The sequence below is a fragment of the Streptomyces sp. HUAS MG56 genome (assembly GCF_058673395.1).
This window is the reverse complement of sequence record NZ_CM178722.1, coordinates 8,124,615-8,142,071: the sequence shown is the minus strand read 5'-3', so window position 1 is coordinate 8,142,071 and position 17,457 is coordinate 8,124,615. Positions and strand designations below refer to the sequence as shown.

Here is a 17,457-nt window from a genome sequence, read left to right as displayed (position 1 = left end):
GCCGGAAGACGCGAGAGGGTGCACGAGGTCTTCTCCCCCACCGGGCGAACGGTTCGGCCACGGAAGGTGGTACCGCTTCCACCCCTGCCTGTCCCCGGCCGCCGGCGTGATCCGATCGTGCCGAGGCACCCGCTGCGGGTATCCCGCTCCGTCGGGAGAAGGAGATCACACGGGCAATGGATCACCCCCTCCCGCTGTCCGGGTACCGTCAGGGTATGAGTCATCCGCACCCCGAGCTGAAAGCCGCCCCGCCCCTTCCCGAAGGAGGGCTGCGGGTCATCGCCCTGGGCGGCCTGGGTGAGATCGGCCGCAACATGACCGTCTTCGAGCATGCGGGCAAGCTGCTCATCGTCGACTGCGGCGTGCTGTTCCCGGAGGAGACCCAGCCCGGCGTGGACGTGATCCTGCCGGACTTCACCTCGATCCGGGACCGGCTGGACGACATCGTGGCCGTGGTCCTCACCCACGGCCACGAGGACCACATCGGCGGCGTGCCGTACCTGCTGCGCGAGCGGTCCGACATTCCCGTCGTCGGCTCCAAGCTGACGCTGGCGTTCCTGGAGGCCAAGCTCAAGGAACACGGCATCCGGCCGCGCACGGTGCGGGTGCGGGAGGGCGACCGGCGTGGTTTCGGGCCCTTCGACTGCGAATTCGTGGCGGTCAACCACTCCATCCCCGACAGCCTCGCGGTCGCGATCCGCACCCGGGCCGGGATGGTGCTGCACACCGGCGACTTCAAGATGGACCAGTTCCCTCTCGACGACCGCATCACCGATCTGCGCGCCTTCGCCCGCCTCGGCGAGGAGGGCGTGGACCTGTTCCTCACCGACTCCACCAATGCCGAAGTACCCGGCTTCACCACCTCCGAGCGAGAGCTGAACCCGGCGATCGAGCAGGTGATGCGCACCGCGCCGCGCCGGGTCATCGTCTCCAGCTTCGCCAGCCATGTGCACCGCATCCAGCAGGTCCTGGACGCCGCCCACCAGCACGGCCGCAAGGTCGCCTTCGTCGGCCGGTCGATGGTCCGCAACATGGGCATCGCCCGTGACCTGGGCTATCTGAAGGTCCCCTCCGGTCTGGTCGTGAGCACGAAGGAGCTGGAGAAGCTCCCGGACCACAAGATCACGCTGGTGTGCACCGGCTCCCAGGGCGAACCGATGGCCGCGCTGTCACGGATGGCCAACCGCGACCACATGATCCGCATCGGCAAGGACGACACCGTCCTGCTCGCCAGCTCCCTCATCCCCGGCAACGAGAACGCCATCTACCGGGTGATCAACGGACTCACCCGGTGGGGCGCCCACGTGGTCCACAAGGGCAACGCCAAGGTGCACGTCTCCGGGCATGCCAGCGCCGGCGAACTCGTCTACTGCTACAACATCGTCAAACCCCGCAACGTCATGCCCGTGCACGGCGAATGGCGCCACCTGCGGGCCAACGCCGACCTCGCCGTCCGAACCGGTGTCGACCCCGACCGGGTCGTCATCGCCGAGGACGGCGTCGTCGTCGACCTCGTCGACGGGCGCGCATCCATCACCGGCAAGGTCCCCGCCGGCAACGTCTACGTGGACGGCATGGAAGTCGGCGGCGCCACCGAAGCGTCCCTCAAGGACCGCCTCACCCTCGCCGCCGAAGGCGTGGTCACGGTCGTGGCGATCGTCGACGCGGACACAGGCGCCCTCGCCGAGGCCCCCGACTTCCTGGCCCGCGGCTTCGTCCACGACGACACCACCTTCGAGCCGGTCATCCCCGTCATCGAGAAGACCCTGGCCACCGCGGCCGAGGAAGGCGTCGGGGACGCACGCCAACTCGAACAACTCCTCGCCCGCGCCGTCGCGAACTGGGCGTTCCGCACCCACCGCCGCAAGCCCCTCATCATCCCCGTCATCATCGACGCCTGAACCACAGCCCAGCAGCACGGTCGGTTCCGGCCGCGGCCCCGCCCGCGACGGACTTCCCGGGCGGTGCCGCCTCAGCGGCGGCCAGAGGCTGCCTCAGGTTCCAGATCCCCGCCACCCATGGCAACCTCCTATCGGTTGCCGCTCCTTCTTCCCCGGGTTCGCCCCTCGTCACCCACTACATGCGTCACGCTCGCTGGCGGTTCTCTTTCGCGTGGAGTCCGGTTGACGCGTTGAGCCCGCCTGAGCTGCGAAACGGCGGTGCGGTCCCTCGACGGCCTCGTCCGTCGGCAGTGCATCGGTTGCCTCGGGTTCCAGCGTTCTGATCAGGCTGATGTCTTCGGCTGAGGCTTGCCGCCCTCGGCGCGCAGTTGCTCGTTGATGCGCTGCGCCTCTTCGAGCTGGTCTTCGAGGATGACGATGCGGCAGGCGGCCTCTATGGCGGTGCCCTGGTCGACGAGTTCGCGGGCGCGGGCGGCGATGCGCAGCTGGTACCGGGAGTAGCGGCGATGGCCGCCATCGGAGCGCAGCGGGGTGATCAAGCGGTGTTCACCGAGGGCACGGAGGAAGGCAGGGGTGGTGCCGAGCATCTCGGCGGCCCGGCCCATGGTGTAGGCGGGGTAGTCGTCATCGTCGAGAGGGCCGACGGGACGGGAACCGGCAGGCGGCATAGACCTCTTCTTTCGGGGACGCGTCGGGGGGCCCGGGTGCCAGTACGGCACCCGGGCCCCGAGCTTTCAACACCATCTACCGGCGCGCTGCGCCGACCTTCTTTTTCCGCAGGTGCCGCCTGGGAGGGCGGGGTTGCGGGGATCGCGAATGCGTGACCGGGGACCACCTTCCAATCCGGGGCCTTGCGGTACCCGGGCGAACTAATTCCTCGCCCGGGCGATCCTGATGGCGTTCTGCTCCTACCTTTCGATTACGCGGATACCGCGGGTGCTGCTCACAGCCCCGCTGGGGCCGTGTCCTTCTGGTCTACCTGCACAGCAGTTCGTGCCTGCTGTGCCCACTTCGACTTCTGGGTACGAAGACAACGCTAACCCTGTGACGGCGGAATGTCTACTGTCGCCATGACAGTTTTTCTCCATGGAGTGTGCGTCTGCTTCTACCGCAGGTACATCAGGAAGAGTGCTCACTCGAATGGCGGTCCCCGCTTCCCGTACAGAAGTCCTCGGTGGGACCGGCCCAGTGCTCGCCCACGCTGAACGGCGTCCCAAGCCGCGTACGTCCACCGCCACAACCCCGCGCCGAGGCCCAGATCAGGACCGATCTCCGACTGGAGATCCTGCGAGACGTGGCCGCGCACGAGCCAAGTTCAGAGTGTCCTTCGGCTGGCGCCGGGGACGGGCTCAGACATCCAGGAGGATCCGGGCCGTGATGCGTTTGCCGACCGCTTCCCCATCGACGGTGAGATCCTGTGCGATGGCCTCACGATCTCCGGACAGTGCCGACCCACCCATTGCGGGTCTGCTCGCCAGGCTGTCGGCAGCAGGGGATCAGTGTCCCAGCCCGTGCCCCTTACCTCCCCGACGACCAAGCACAGCTGCACAAGGACGGGGCCGGGCACGTACTTGTTTGGTGACCAGCTCTCTGATCACCAGCCGGGCCAGGCTCACGATCCGCTCAAAGACCGCAGCCGGGTGGCCGCGGGGGAAAGCGGCGGCTCGGTGGGGGGCTTCGGCGATGCTGACTCCGTCATCGGCCAAGGCGATCGTCATCTCCATCGCGGTGCATTACCCGGCACCACGCGCAGGCGGCTTTCCGTCCGGAAGCGCAAGGATGCCGACGTCGGTGACGGTTGTTGAGGAGAGCGTGGAAGGCATCGGCGGCCCGCCAGAAGGCAACCGATTGTCGATCACACGCGCAAGGCCGAGGGCCTGTCCGGAGCCGTGCGAGGCAAGAAGATCTACACCACCGTCGCCGACCAGCAGGCGGTGCGGGCGCCGGACCTGGTGGACCGCGACTTCGTCGCCACGGCGACGAACCGCTGCTGGGTCGCCGACCTCACGCACGTCGCGGCCTGGGCCGGTACCGTCTACGTCGCGTTCGTCGTCGAGACGTTCTCCCGGCGCATCGTCGGATGGTCCACGGCACTGACCAAGCAGACCGAACTGGTCCTGTCCGCACTGGAGATGGCCATCTGGCAGCACGACCGCGCCGGAAGCCCGATCTAGCCGGGCGAGCTGGTGCATCACTCGGACAGTGAGTATGTGAAGTATCGGATGTCCCGGGCTTCTTGACTCGCACAGCGATGGACGCGCCAGGATGCCGGTGCCGGGATGCTCTCGCGGCTCTTCCTGACCCGCACTCCGATCGACGGCGCTGTCCTTCCTCGGACTTGTCGGTGGCCCGGGAGCATCCCGGCGAGGTGCTCGCCTCGACCAGGCCGGCATCGCCCCCTCGGGGCCGTGACCCTCCTATGGTCCCGTGGGGGGGGACCCAGGACATGGGAACGATGCCTCCGCCGGTCTTGGTGCGCTGCTTCATGCACTCGGGCCTGGGGGATTGGGCTGTGACTCTGCATTGCCGTCTGGTTCCCTGTTGCGCTCCGCACAGCCGGGGTGCGTGTACAGCCACGCGAGGACATCACGGATGGCTTCGCCCTGCTTGATCGCCAGTTGCTCACCTTCGGTCCATCCACGGAGACGTACTCGATGACGACCTCGGGCGGTTCTCTGTGTCTCACCCTCGTAGCCTGCATCGTGGCGCCGGCCGTTCGCGTGAGCTGGAAGAGTTGCAGCGTTCCGGGACAGTGCCTGACGCCGGCGGGGTGGTCTACGGCCGTCAGGGTTTCGATGCGCTTCACCGTCACACGGGCGCTGCACCCGGTCACGTCCATGGGCCTCGCCCGCCGGGCGCCGTGCTCGCTGGAGCGGGCAGTGTGCTCGCTCCCACCATGGCCAGGGCGGGGACCCAGCTGGGGCGCGTTGAGCGGCTCACCGGACGGCTCGAGCCCAACGTCGCCGTCTGATCCGGCACACGCAGCCACACAGGCTTCAGCGGCCCCGTCTTTCCGCACGCGGCGGCTCTGCCGCCGGTGTGATCGCGGGCCCTCAGCGAACCGCCCCCGACGCGATTGCAGCTCGCGGAGGTGTCGCAGGACTTCCTCACTACGGCCTACGCGGCCACGAATTGCGTGAGATATGCCTCTTTCGCCCTGCTTAACGAGGACGAAACGGCGGCCGCCGCATTCCGTAAAGAGGTTTCGCGACGATCGGGCGCTTACACCGTCCAGCGCAACATCCCGCAACATCCGGAGCCAGATCGCGTGACTACTACAGAATCCGCCCACACGCCTCTCGGCGGTCCCGGCACGGGCGTCACTCCCGAGCCCAAGCGCCTGCGCACCGGGGCGCTGGGTATGTGGGGCGTCGTCTTCACCGTGCTGGCCACCGCCGCTCCCATCACCGCCATGACGGGCAACGTGCCCATAGCGATAGGCTCCGGAGCAGGCACGGGGACCCCGGCCACCTTCATCTTCTGCACCGCCGTTCTGGTGATCTTCACCATCGGCTACTCCGCGATGGCCCGGCACATCACCGCCACCGGCGCCTTCTACGGTTTCATCACCCGCGGCCTGGGCCGGGTCGCCGGGCTGGCCAGTGGCCTCATCGCGACCCTTGCCTACGTGGTCTTCGAGGGTTCGCTGATCGGGATCTTCGCGTCCTTCTTCAAGACGGACGTGGAGACCTTCGGCGGGCCGAAACTGAGCTGGATCGTCTACGCGCTCTTCGGCATCCTCGCCATCGCGGTACTCGGCTACTTCGACATCGAGCTCTCCGGGAAGGTGCTGGGCGTCTTCCTGGTCGCCGAGGTACTGATCCTGCTGCTGATGGGCGGCTCGGTGCTCTTCCACGGCGGCGGCCCCGACGGGCTGATGACCGGCTCCCTCGACCCGGCAGGCGGTTTCACCGCGGTGGCCGGCGGCAGCGTGGCGATCGGTCTGTTCTTCGGTTTCTGGTCGTGGGTGGGCTTCGAGACCACCGCGGTCTACGGCGAGGAGTCCCGCAACCCGACCCGGATCATCCCGCGCGCCACCCTGCTCGTCGTCATCGCGCTCGGCGCGCTCTACACCTTCGTCTCCTGGATGACCATCGCGGGCAACGGCGCGCACAACGCCGTCACCATCGCCCAGGGCGGTACCGGCAACCCCTTCGATCTCTTCTTCGGCATCACCCAGAAGTTCGTGGGCGTCTGGGCCAAGGACCTCTACCAGGTCCTGACCGTCACCGGCTCCTTCGCCTGCGCGCTGGCCTTCCACAACTCGGCCTCCCGCTACCTCTACGCGATCGGCCGCGAGGGCCTGCACAAGGCCGTCACCCCGCTCGGCGTCACCCACGACAAGCACAAGTCCCCGTGGGTCGCCTCGATCGTGCAGTCCGTGATCACCCTGCTCATCACCTTGTACTTCTTCCTCTTCCAGGCCCCCAGCAAAGCCGCGCCGGACGTGCCGTACTACTATGAGTTCGGCCTGCTGGCGATCATGGGCACGATGGGGATCCTCATCGTCCAGGCGATCTGCTCCGTCTCGGTGATCTGGTACTTCCACGGCGGCAAGCGCCACCCGGAGACCCGTAGCTGGTGGCGGACCCTGCTCTGTCCGGCGGTGGGCGCGGCGGGCATGGCCTACGTCGTCTACCTGCTGTTCAGCAACCTCTCCTTCGCGGCGGGCGCCGCCTCCAACAGCCCCGTCTACACGCTCACCCCCTACCTGGTGATCGGTGTGGGCGTGCTGGGCGCGGTGACAGCGCTGGTGCTCCGGTCCACCGACCGGGCGCGCTACGAGCAGATCGGCAGCACCGTGCTGGCCGAGTCCCACGAGCGCTGAAAGCCCCTCATGCGTACCGCAGAGAGAGTTCGGAGAGGTTGACAGTATGGTCTACCGCGGCACTCTGCGTGGCGAGCGGTTCACGTTCGCCACGCTGCCCGAGCTGCTGGCCAAGGCGAACGAGGTGAAGTCGGGTGACCAGCTCGCCGGACTCGCCGCACGCAGCGAGCGGGAGCGAGTAGCGGCCAAGCTCGCCCTGGCCGACGTACGGCTGGCCGAGATCGCCGCGACTCCCGTCGTGGAGGACGCCATGACGGAGGCGGTCTCCGTGCCCGCCGACCCGGCGCGCTTCGCGGAGATCGCCTCGCTCACCGTGGGTGAACTGCGCGAGTCGGTCCTGGAGCCGGACTTCCATCGGCGGTGGTCGGGCGGGCTGCGCGCGGCGATCACCCCGGAGATCGCCGCCGCCTGCGCCAAGCTGATGAGCAATCTGGACCTGGTGGTGGCGGCCGCCCCGCTGCGCCGTACCACCCGCTGCCGTAACACCATGGGCGGTGCGGGCGTCTTCGGCTCTCGTATCCAGCCCAACCATCCCACCGACAGCGTGCGCGGCATCATGCTGTCCGCGCTGGACGGCCTGGCCTTCGGCTGTGGCGACGCGATGATCGGCGTCAACCCGGCCACCGAGTCCGTGCCGGTGATCGGCGAGGTGCTGCGCGGCGTGCACGAGTTGATCGCCCGGCTGGGCATCCCCACCCAGTCCTGCGTGCTGGCGCACATCACGACCCAGCTGGCCGCGCTGGAGGCGGGCGCACCCGTGGATCTGCTCTTCCAGTCGGTCGCCGGGACGGAGGCGGCCAACGCGAGTTTCGGCATCGACCTCGGCCTGCTCGCCCGCGGCCGGGAGGCTGTGCTCGCCCACCACGCCGAACGGGCGGGCGAGTTCGCCGGCGAGCAGGTGATGTACTTCGAGACCGGCCAGGGCAGTGCGCTCTCCGCCGAGGCCCACCACGGCGTCGACCAGCTCACCCTGGAGGCGCGGGCGCAGGCGGTGGCCCGGCTCTACGACCCGTTCCTGGTCAACTCGGTGGTCGGCTTCATCGGGCCGGAGTACCTGGCCGACTCGGTGCAGATCACCCGCGCAGGCCTGGAGGACCATTTCGTCGGCAAGCTGATGGGCGTGCCGACCGGCGTGGACGTCTGTTACACCAACCACGCGGACGCCGATCAGAACTCCAACGACAACCTGCTGGTGCTGCTCGCCTCTGCCGGGTGCACCTTCGTGATGGCCATCCCGGCCGGGGACGACGTGATGCTCAACTACCAGACCACCAGCTACCACGACGTGGTGAGTGTCCGCCGGACGCTGGGCCTGCGCACCGCTCCGGAGTTCGAGTTCTGGCTGGCCGAGATGGGCATCTCCTCCGACGGCCGCCCCGGCGGCAAGGCGCACGCCCTGCCGACCAGCCCGGCCGAGCTCGCCTCCGCGTTGGAAGGCAGTGGAGCCCTGCGCGAACTCCTTCCCGGGGGTGTGGCGTGACGGAGCACTTGGAGCTCTGGGCCCCTTCGGCCGGACCGACGTCCGCGGAGCGAACCGCTGCCTGGCTGCGCGCGGCGACCCCCGCCCGCATCTTCACGGGCCGGGCGGGCAGTTCCTACCGCACCGCCACCCTGCTCGCCCTGCGCGGCGACCATGCGGCCGCGCGGGACGCGGTCTCGGCACCGCTGGACCTCGACGGCCCTGGGATGGCCGCGCTGGCCGACCGCTTCCCCTGGACGGTGGTCGCCACCATGGCCGACTCCCGGCACCGCTACCTGCGCCGCCCCGACCTGGGCCGGCGCCTCACCCCGCAGGCGCGGCAGGCGATCCGGGCCGAGCACGGTCCCGGCCCGGACGTGCAGCTCGTGATCGGCGACGGGCTGTCCTCCACCGCCGTACTCGCCCAGGTGCCGTCTCTCCTGCCGCTGCTGCACGAGGGCTGCGCGGCGCGCGGCTGGTCGGTGGGCCGTCCGATCGTGGTGCGGCAGTGCCGGGTCGGCGTGCTCAACGAGATCGGCGAGCTGCTGGACCCGGCGGTGGTCGTGCTGCTGATCGGTGAACGCCCGGGCCTGGCGACGGCGGAAAGCCTTTCCGCGTACCTGGCGTACCGGCCGCGTCCCGGGCACACGGACGCGGACCGCAACCTCCTCTCCAACATCCACCGCGCGGGGATTCCGGTGCGGGAAGCCGCGAGCCGGATCGTCGGGCTGGTGGATACGCTGATGGCCGAAGGGCGGAGCGGAGTGGCCGTCAAGGAGGCCGCTGCACTGGAGAGCTGACCAAGCGCCCAGCTGGACGTGCCACGATGTGCCGCCGATCGTCTGTGGCGCCGTCGTGGGCAGGGCCTGTCTGATGGGTCGCGGGTGATCCGTCGTCTTGGAGGGCGGGGCTCGTCAGATGGTCACGGCGTCGCCCGGCTGCAAGGGGCGTATCAGACACAGTCCCGCACTCCTTCAGGGGGCTGCCGAACCGCAGCGGACTTCGCCCGACGTGCTCGGTGTCGGGTGACGCGTCATGAAGGGGTCGGCCGGAGGGCCGGGAGTGATTCCCGGCCCTCTGTCGCGTTCAGGCAACCTGTGTGAATTCCACGGTCACCTCCGGCGGCCCGCCCGCCACCCCCCGGTACACGCCCTTGTGCGGGGGCACGTCGTCGTAGTCGCGGCCGCGGCCGACCACCACGTGGGACTCGTCGGCGCGGGTGCGGTTGGTCGGGTCGTAGCCGCACCAGCCGCCCGCCCAGTACTCGATCCAGGCGTGGCTCTGCCCGGCGACCGGGCGGTGAAGCTCGGCCTCCTTCTCCGGGTGCAGGTAGCCGGAGACATAGCGGGACGGCAGCCCCAGGCCCCGCAGCAGGGCGATGGTGACGTGGGCGATGTCCTGGCAGACGCCGGTGCCCTGCTCCCAGGCCTCGGCGGCGGAGGTGGTCACGCCGGTGGTGCCGGGCAGGTACGACACCCGGTCGGCGACCAGCGAGGAGACGGCGACGGCCATCTCGTGCGGGTCGAGGCCCGCCGTGACGTCCCGCGCGTGGGCGATCAGCTCCGCCGGGACCGTCGTACGCACCGTCGGGTTCGCGAACTCCAGCAGACGGGAGCGCGTGGTGCGTTCGGCCACCTCCGCCCAGCCGGGCGGCTCGGGAAGCGGACCGGGCGGGGCCGTCTCGACCAGGCTGGACGCGGTGATGGTGAGGTCGGAGTGCGGGTCCATCAGGTCGAAGCCGGTCACCTGGGTGCCCCAGTAGTCCCAGTACGACCAGGTCGCGGCCGCCGGGCCGACGGTCACCCGACCGTCCAGAGTGGTCTGGCCGGGCAGCGTCAGCGGGGTCATGCGGACCTCGTTGTGCGAGGAGACGGCGGCCTGCGCGTAGGAGACGCGCGTGACGTGCCGGATGCGGAGGCGGCGGATTCCGTTGCTGGTCACGCTCACGCCCCTTCCTGGGCCCACTCGACGGCCCCTTGGTACGGGAAGAACCGTTCCGCCACCGCGTCGGCGGACGTCATGCAAGCCTGCTGCAAGTCCCGCAGCAGTACCGGTAGTTGTTCCTCAAGGGCGTTCGAGTCCAGGTACTCAAGGCGGGTACGCAGGCGGCCGATCGGGCGGCGTGCCGGGTCCTGGCGCGGGCGGCCCAGCGCGGTCAGGCACTCCTCGGCCGTGGTCAGCGCATGCAGCGCCGAGCGCGGGAAGTCCCGGTCCAGAAGCAGGAATTCGGCCACGCGCGGGGTGTCGCCGAAACCGCCGTACACGCGCGCGTACGCCTCGTCGGCGCCGCTCGCGCTCAGCAGCGTCGGCCAGTCCGGCGCGTGCGCCGCGTCCAGCACGCGCACGCTCAGCAGCCGTACGGTCATGTCGACCCGCTCCAGACTCCGGCCCAGGATGACGAACCGCCAGCTGTCGTCCCGGCTCATCGTGGAGTCGGCGAGCCCGAAGAAGAGGGCCGCGCGGCGCCGGACGAGCTCCAGATAGGCGTACGGGCCCGTACGGCGGGCCGCGAGCCGCTGGTCGGCGAGGGCGTGCCAGGTGGAGTTGAGGCACTCCCACATCTCCGAGGAGACGGCCTCACGGGCGCTGCGGGCATTGAGCCGGGCGGCGCCCAGCGCACCCTCGATGGAACCGGTCGAGCGGGCGTCGAACGCGAGCTGGTCCAGCACCTGCTGCATGTCCACCGGTTCCGCCCCCGCGTCCACGCCGAGGATCGCGTACAGCGACCGGCAGGCCACGTCCTCGTCGCGCCAGGGGTCCTCCAGCATGCGGTGCAGATAGGCGTCGAGGATCCGGCCGGTGGCGTCCGCCCGCTCGACGTACCGCCCGGTCCAGGTCAGCGCCTCCGCTATCCGGGAGAGGATCACGTCGTTCACTGCTGCTGCGCCCCTTCCTGTACGACCGTGGTGGTGCCGTCGGGACCCAGCTGGCGGGGAGCGACCTCGGGCGGATCACCCGAGCCGACGGAGGCCGGCCGCTCGGCGGGGCCCTCGGCGAGTACCCAGGTGTCCTTGGAGCCGCCGCCCTGGCTGGAGTTGACGATCAGGTTGCCCTCCTGGAGGGCGACGCGGGTGAGGCCGCCGGGCAGCACCCAGACATCGTTGCCGTCGTGCACGGCGAACGGGCGCAGGTCGATGTGGCGCGGCGCCATGCCCTCGCCGGCGAGGGTGGGGGAGGTGGACAGGGCGACGGGCCGCTGCGCGATGAAGCCGCGCGGGTCGGCGATGACGGCTTTGCGGGTGCGTTCGAGGGTGTCGGGATCGGCCTTCGGCCCGATGACGATGCCCTGACCGCCCGCTCCGTCCACGGGCTTGACGACGAGCTGCTCGATCTGGTCGAGGACCGCCTCCAACTGCCCCGGTTCGTCGGGCCGGTAGGACTCGACATTGGGCAGGACCGGTTCCTCGGACAGGTAGTACCGGATCAGATCCGGGACGTAGGTGTAGAGCAGCTTGTCGTCCGCGATCCCGTTTCCGACGGCGTTCGCGAGCGTGACGTTGCCGGCCATCGCCGCGTTCATGATCCCCGGGCAGCCGATCACCGAGTCGGGCCGGAAGTGCAGCGGATCGAGGAAGTCGTCGTCCAGACGCCGGTACACGACGTGGACGGGCACCTCGCCGCGCGTGGTCCGCATCCACACGCGGTTGTTCCGGCACAGCAGGTCGTGTCCCTCCACCAGCTGCACGCCCATCAGCCGGGCGAGCAGGGCGTGTTCGAAGTAGGCCGCGTTGTTGGGCCCGGGGGTCAGTACCACGACCCTGGGGTCGGTGGTGCCGTCGGGCGCGGCGGCGCGCAAGGCGGCCAGCAGGCGGTGCCCGTAACCGTCGACGGGCAGCACGTGCTGCTCGGCGAAGAGGGAGGGGAAGATGCGGGTCATCGCACGCCGGTTCTCGATCACGTACGACACCCCGCTGGGCACCCGTACGTTGTCCTCCAGCACCCGGAAGTCCCCGGCCTCGTCGCGCACGAGGTCGATGCCGGCGACGTGGATGCGCACGCCCCCGGGAGGCTCGATTCCGTGCGCGACGCGGTGGAAATGGGGGGAGTTGAGGAGCAGCCGCCAGGGCACGACGCCGTCCTCGAAGGCACGGCAGGGACCATAGGCGTCGGCGAGATAGGCCTCCAGGGCCCTGACTCTCTGGCCGACGCCGCGTTGTATGAGATCCCATTCGAGGGCGTCGAGGATGCGCGGCACGAGGTCCAGCGGCCACGGCCGCTCTTCGCCCGCGAAGGCGTAGGTCACACCACGGTCGGTGAACGCCCGGGCCATCTGGTCGGCTCTGAAACGCAGTTCACTCGGTGCGATCGGCTGCAGCGCCGCCAGTACCGGCTCATAGGCGGTCCTGACCTCACCCGGCCGCACAAACATCTCGTCCCACGCGTCGGCCAACGCGTACGCGTCAAATATATCCGCCATGAAGGGACATTAAGTGCGGCTCGTAACGCGACGATCTCTACATGATTTCCGGCGGCGCACTCGCGGCCGCCAGCCTGTGGGGTACCAAAAGTCTCGGGCGCACCCGGAGTGCGGATGGCCGGATGTCTGGGGTGTGCGGGGTGACCGTGCCGGGGGCCGGCCCTGACCGCTCAGGTTCGCCGGGTTCGGCTTTGCTCTAGGATCCGATGGCTATGGGGGAAAGTGTTCGTAGCCGCTGGCGCGCGACTCGCACGGTGGCCGTGGCGTTGGTCGGGGTGGCCGCACTGGCCGTGCTGTCCGTAGTGCTCCTGGTCCTTCCAGGGATGGTGGTGGACCACGATCTCGCTGGCGGCCACCTTGCTGCCGCGGACCGGATGAACGCGGTGAACAACGTGCGTACCACGCTGCTGCAGGCGGTCGGTGGCGCGGTCGTCTTGTTCGGCGCCTACGCCACCTGGCGGCAGTTGCGTGTCAGCCAGGACGGGCTGAACGCCACCCGGGAGGGCAATGTCACCGATCGCTTCAGCCGGGCAGTGGAACAGCTCGGCAGTGACAAACTGGACGTGCGGATCGGCGGCATCTACGCACTGTGGCGGATCGCGGACCACTCCGCCCGCGACCACGAAGCCGTCGTCTCGATCATGGCGGCATACCTTCGGACACATCTGCCGTGGCCGCCACAGGAGCCGGGCGCTCCGGCGGCGGACGCGTCCATCAACTCGGTACGCCCGCTGGAGACCCGTGCCGCCGATGCTCAGGTGGCGCTCACCTGCCTCGGAGTCCTTGGCCAGGAACGCAGCCCGGGTTGGCTCAACGTAAGCTTCACCGACCTTCGTCGAGCCGACTGCGACGGGCTGTGGCTGAACGGTGTCAACCTCGACGCCACATGCCTGGAAGCGGCGAGCGTGTACCAGGTCAACCTGAGCGGGGCGTCACTGATCGAAGCCAACCTGCGGTATGCCGAACTCGGGACGTCGATTCTCCATAAGGTCCGCTGTCTCGAAGCCGATCTGCGCGGCGCACGCCTGGTCAAGGCCGACCTGCGGGAGGCGGACTTCTCCGGTGCGGACCTCAGGGAGGCGAACCTGCGCAAGGCTCGGGCCCATGGGGCGGTGTTCGTCCGTGCGGATCTGCGGTTGGCTGACCTGCGGGGCTGCGACCTCAGCGGTGCCGACCTGCAGCACGCGAGACTCGAAGGCGCACTGGCGAGCGACCTGACCATCTGGCCAAACGGCTTCGACATCGACGCGGCCAGCCTCGTCATCGCCGAGGATCCCGGCGCCGAACCTGACGTTCTGCTGCCGGCTGCCGCGATCACGAGGCCAATCCCGCCCCTGCTGTCGGCCTGATGCTTGGTTCGACTTCATCGCACTGGATTGATAAGGCCGCCGAGTCGAGGGGGCGGACGCCCCCTCACAACGGCAGCCTGACCAACCCCGGCGCTGGCGTGCCCGGGCGCCGAGAACGGATCAGCACTTGACTTCGCCGTGACCGCTCAGCTGCTTGGGCCTACTGCCACGCCGTCTACTTGCTGCGACTCCACCGCCCTCCCCGGTACCAGGACAGCAAGGGTGCTGCGCGCTTCACGCCGCAGCGTGCGACGCGGAGCAAAGGTCGCAGTAAGAGCGAGGATCGAGACCGTACCCCCGTAGAACACAGTAGCGATCGTGGAGAGGAGCCCGATCGTCATCGGGCACGCACCTTTCTTCCCCCGTTCGGCCCGCCCGGCTCATAACCCGGGGCGGGCGTTGATGCGTTTCCTCTCCACCATACGCGCGCCGTCAACTCCCCTGCGCAGCATGGCCAACCCGGCGAACCGGTCACAGCACCTAAGCAGCCTGGACGCCCTCCTAGCGGCACTGTAGGTGTTCGTCGACGACCATGCGGACCCGCGCGGCCGGGTCGGCCGACCTCGCTGACGGACAGGTCAGTCCCACTGCTCGTCCGCGAGGGAGGTGACCGGCTGCGGCTTGCCGATGACGGCCAGGGCGATGAAGAAGTTGATCTGGCCGATCGCGATGGTCAGGGTGGCCAGCGCCTTCTCGTCGTAGTGTTTCGCCACCTCGGCGTACAGCTCGTCGCAGACGCGCTCCTTGCCGTGCGGGGCGGGCTGGAGGGTGGCCTCCACCAGGGCGAGGGCGGCGCGTTCGGCGTCGGTGAAGTAGGGGGCGTCCTGCCAGGAGGAGACGGCGGTGATGCGCTCCTCGGACTCCCCGGCCTTGCGTAGGAAGCCGGTGTTCAGGATCGTCAGGTAGGTGTTGCCGACGATCTGCCCGGCGCGCAGGTGGACGAGGTTCATCGTGGTGCGTGGCACCGAGTGGTTGCCCGTGGCCCGGAAAAGGGCGGCGCTGATGTCGTTGAGCTCGGGCACGAACTCGGCCGGGTTGGGCATCCGGGAGATAGAGCTGTCCGTCATGGCTTTTGTTCTCTTTCGTATCGGCCTGGTTGGCGTCTTCACCGCACTGACGGATCGGCGCACGCAGATGTGACAGGAATCCGGGAAGGATCTCTGACGTGCTCCGGACCTGGTGACAACCCTGTCCTTCCCGGGTCGCGCCTTGGCTGGGTGAACCGGGTGTTCTCAGTGGTAGCAGGCAGTCAGAGATCATTGGTGATGCCGCGCACGATGCTCATGTGCGCGGCCTTCCTGTTCGACGCCGTCACCACGAGGTGGGGATGTACGGGTAGCAGGGGCGGTAGGGCGAGCCGAGAGAGCCCGGGTCGCCATAGCCCGCGAGCCAGTCCCCGGTGTTCGGGCCGACAACTCCGTCCACCTGGATGTTCATCTTGCTCTGGAACCACTCGACAGCGCCCCAGGTCTTGTTCCCCCAAATCCCGTCCTCGGCCAGCTGCGCCGGAGGGTTCTGGTTGGCGAGGGGCGTGTTCTGGAAGGCGTAGTTCAGGTTGTGCTGGACGCACAACACGGCGTTGTACTTGGTGGAGTATCCGTAGCCGACGTACGGCGCGGTGGTGCTGGCATTGGCGATGCCGGTGGTGGCGGCGAACAGCATGGGAACTGCGATTGCGACACTGAAGTGCTTGGCCATCCGCTTGATGTTCAAGGCTCCCCCGATCGGGTTGAGAAGAGTCGAGCGGGAGGCAGCCTATGAACGGAGAGCCTGCTGCTGTGTGCATGCCATGCAGTCCTCCTGCACAATGCGTGCAGCGGGGAGAAGGGCTCCCCCGCACCGGGAGTCGGTCGTGATGTCAGTGCCTCGCCCCGTCCGTCAGACTTCTGATCACTGCAGGTGCAGGCACCGGCGGTGAGAAGCGGGATATCGGGGGGATTTGACGATGTGGCAGGGTGGTTCCGCAGGAGCGGTGCCGGCAGCAGACAGGTTCGACTGGTTCGCCGACGTGGTGTCCAGTGCCTTGATGCCGTCGGCGCTCACTCCGCAGGACGCCGCTGGGTTCTATGCCGAGGGCGCCGTGCTGGACCTCGGAACCGCCCAGGTGTCGAGGTTCTCCTACTCCCCGCTCCGTTCGCGACGCACACCAACGCTGATCCGCAAGGGAGACCCGGAGCAGTACCAACTCGGGCTGGTGACCAAAGGCTCCGCGTGGTTCGCGCAACAGGGTGGCGAGGCGGAGCTGCAGGCCGGGGACATGGTGCTGTGGGACACATCCCGCCCCTACGAGTCCGGCTCCGGAACAGACGGCCGCAACGTCGAGGCGTTCGTCCTGCAGATACCCAAGGCGCAGATGCTCTTGCCCACGCAGCAGGTTGACCGGCTCCTCGCGCAGCGCATACCCGGTGGCACGGGCATGGGGGCGATCCTGGCCCAGTTCCTGGTCGCGCTCTCCGGCAACGGCCCCGACTGCCGGCCCCAGGAACTGGGCGGACTTGGAAACATGGCGGTGGAACTGGCTACCTCGTGCCTGGCGCACCGGCTCGGTGCCGTGAGGGCAGTGCCTTCGGAGCTCCGGGCTCACGCGTTGCTCCGTCAGATCACCGCCTTCATCGAGCACAACCTGTGCGACCCTGAACTGACCCCGGGCGCTATCGCCGACCGTCACCACCTCTCATTGCGCAGCCTGTACGCGCTGTTCCAAGGTCAGGAGGAGAGCGTCGCCGCATTGATTCGGCGGCGGAGACTTGAACAATGCCGCAGTGAGCTGGCCCGCCCCGAATTGCGCAACGAGCCGGTGCAAACCATTGCCGCCCGCTGGGGGTTCACCAGCGCCACCGCCTTCAGCCGTACGTTCCGCGCCGCGTACGGCAGAACTCCCAGCGATTACCGTCGCCAAGCCCTCGATACCGCTCGCGCAAGCGGGGCTTACGGAACTCGGCGGTAGATGTCGCGATGGTTGCCGACGGCTGCCTCCTGGTCGCCCTCGACACCGGCGGCCGGGGCTGGGCTGGGCCGTCGTCGTGCCGGTCTGCGACCGGTGCGCGTAAGCCGGCGTGGTCGTGTCGGCCGGTCTTTGCCATCGCCCCTTGCGTGTCCGATCTCCACGGTGGTCGCTCCGCGCGTGCGGGGCGCCTTGGGTATCTCCTCACCGAGCATCGCGTTTGCACAGGTCATTTTGTATGCGAGCCAGTCGAGAGCCACTCGCGAGCCACCACCGAGCCAGTGAGAGCGGCCGTCCCACGAAGGCTCGGAACGACGCCGAAGACCTCTGGGCTCGATTCGCGTCACTCCGGCCGGGCCGTCGCAGCAGGCCGTCGAGGGCGGTCTACGGCCGAGCCATCGCACACGCCGAGCGATTCGAGCGGCGGTGACAAGGTGGCCACACGGGGTTCCGGCCCAGTCGATCAGCGCAGTTGCTGGGTCTGGAAACGGTCTGCCGACTCCTCCGCAGACCGTTACAGAAAATCGGGGCTCAGCCAGCTACCGGATGCGGCAGGGGC

The 17,457-nt window shown here is 68.8% G+C and carries 13 protein-coding genes; 7 read left to right on the top strand and 6 right to left on the bottom strand.

Translation table 11 applies throughout. The features are described 5' to 3' along the window. Nucleotides 1-215: 215 nt before the first annotated feature. A complete protein-coding gene (locus tag AC4OXY_RS38010; RefSeq protein WP_491991800.1) occupies nt 216-1,901 on the top strand; it encodes a ribonuclease J in 1,686 nt (561 codons plus the stop codon). Between the two features lie 323 nt (nt 1,902-2,224). Here the strand turns inward: AC4OXY_RS38010 and AC4OXY_RS38005 are convergent, their stop codons facing one another. Next, a complete protein-coding gene (locus AC4OXY_RS38005; RefSeq protein WP_265566022.1) occupies nt 2,225-2,569 on the bottom strand; it encodes a MerR family transcriptional regulator in 345 nt (114 codons plus the stop codon). A gap of 1,221 nt (nt 2,570-3,790) precedes the next feature. Between AC4OXY_RS38005 and AC4OXY_RS38000 the strand changes: the two genes are divergently transcribed. The 4 genes from AC4OXY_RS38000 to eutC all read left to right on the top strand — a co-directional run bounded on the left by AC4OXY_RS38000 (nt 3,791) and on the right by eutC (nt 8,988). Continuing rightward, nucleotides 3,791-4,075 carry a DDE-type integrase/transposase/recombinase gene (locus AC4OXY_RS38000; RefSeq protein WP_491991893.1) on the top strand — a complete coding sequence of 95 codons (285 nt, stop codon included), beginning with the start codon at nt 3,791-3,793 and terminating at the stop codon, nt 4,073-4,075. Nucleotides 4,076-5,169: 1,094 nt separating this feature from the next. After that, nucleotides 5,170-6,729: an APC family permease gene (locus AC4OXY_RS37995; protein ID WP_491991892.1), complete on the top strand. Its 1,560-nt coding sequence runs from the start codon at nt 5,170-5,172 to the stop codon at nt 6,727-6,729. A gap of 46 nt (nt 6,730-6,775) precedes the next feature. Further along, nucleotides 6,776-8,209 (top strand): ethanolamine ammonia-lyase subunit EutB, encoded by a 1,434-nt coding sequence (gene eutB / locus AC4OXY_RS37990; protein ID WP_491991891.1) that lies wholly within the window; start codon nt 6,776-6,778, stop codon nt 8,207-8,209. Continuing rightward, nucleotides 8,206-8,988 carry an ethanolamine ammonia-lyase subunit EutC gene (gene eutC, locus AC4OXY_RS37985; protein WP_491991890.1) on the top strand — a complete coding sequence of 261 codons (783 nt, stop codon included), beginning with the start codon at nt 8,206-8,208 and terminating at the stop codon, nt 8,986-8,988. The genes eutB and eutC overlap by 4 nt, the downstream gene beginning before the upstream one ends. Before the next feature lie 286 nt (nt 8,989-9,274). Here eutC and AC4OXY_RS37980 read toward each other — a convergent pair whose 3' ends face one another. The 3 genes from AC4OXY_RS37980 to AC4OXY_RS37970 are packed head-to-tail and all read right to left on the bottom strand — an operon-like array spanning nt 9,275 to nt 12,605. Further along, complete coding sequence (locus AC4OXY_RS37980; protein ID WP_491991889.1) at nt 9,275-10,129, bottom strand: transglutaminase family protein; 855 nt, start codon at nt 10,127-10,129, stop codon at nt 9,275-9,277. 2 nt (nt 10,130-10,131) lie between these two features. Next, nucleotides 10,132-11,064, bottom strand: coding sequence for an alpha-E domain-containing protein (locus AC4OXY_RS37975; protein WP_356032514.1), 933 nt, complete (start codon nt 11,062-11,064; stop codon nt 10,132-10,134). Beyond that, nucleotides 11,061-12,605 carry a circularly permuted type 2 ATP-grasp protein gene (locus tag AC4OXY_RS37970; RefSeq protein WP_351607113.1) on the bottom strand — a complete coding sequence of 515 codons (1,545 nt, stop codon included), beginning with the start codon at nt 12,603-12,605 and terminating at the stop codon, nt 11,061-11,063. Before AC4OXY_RS37970 ends, AC4OXY_RS37975 begins: the two co-directional genes overlap by 4 nt. A 254-nt stretch (nt 12,606-12,859) precedes the next feature. Here AC4OXY_RS37970 and AC4OXY_RS37965 point away from each other — a divergent pair, with 254 nt between their 5' ends. Next, on the top strand, nt 12,860-13,954 hold the full coding sequence (locus AC4OXY_RS37965; protein ID WP_491991888.1) for a pentapeptide repeat-containing protein: 1,095 nt from the start codon (nt 12,860-12,862) through the stop codon (nt 13,952-13,954). 578 nt (nt 13,955-14,532) lie between these two features. On the opposite strand, the gene AC4OXY_RS37960 is transcribed toward AC4OXY_RS37965, so the two are convergent. Together AC4OXY_RS37960 and AC4OXY_RS37955 are read right to left on the bottom strand one after the other, a co-directional pair. Next, a complete protein-coding gene (locus AC4OXY_RS37960; protein WP_450864050.1) occupies nt 14,533-15,021 on the bottom strand; it encodes a carboxymuconolactone decarboxylase family protein in 489 nt (162 codons plus the stop codon). Nucleotides 15,022-15,265: 244 nt separating this feature from the next. After that, entirely contained in the window at nt 15,266-15,652 is a 387-nt protein-coding gene (locus AC4OXY_RS37955; protein ID WP_356032530.1) for a peptidoglycan-binding domain-containing protein, read from the bottom strand. Between the two features lie 274 nt (nt 15,653-15,926). Between AC4OXY_RS37955 and AC4OXY_RS37950 the strand changes: the two genes are divergently transcribed. Beyond that, entirely contained in the window at nt 15,927-16,901 is a 975-nt protein-coding gene (locus tag AC4OXY_RS37950) for an AraC-like ligand-binding domain-containing protein (protein WP_491991887.1), read from the top strand. Nucleotides 16,902-17,457 lie beyond the last annotated feature (556 nt).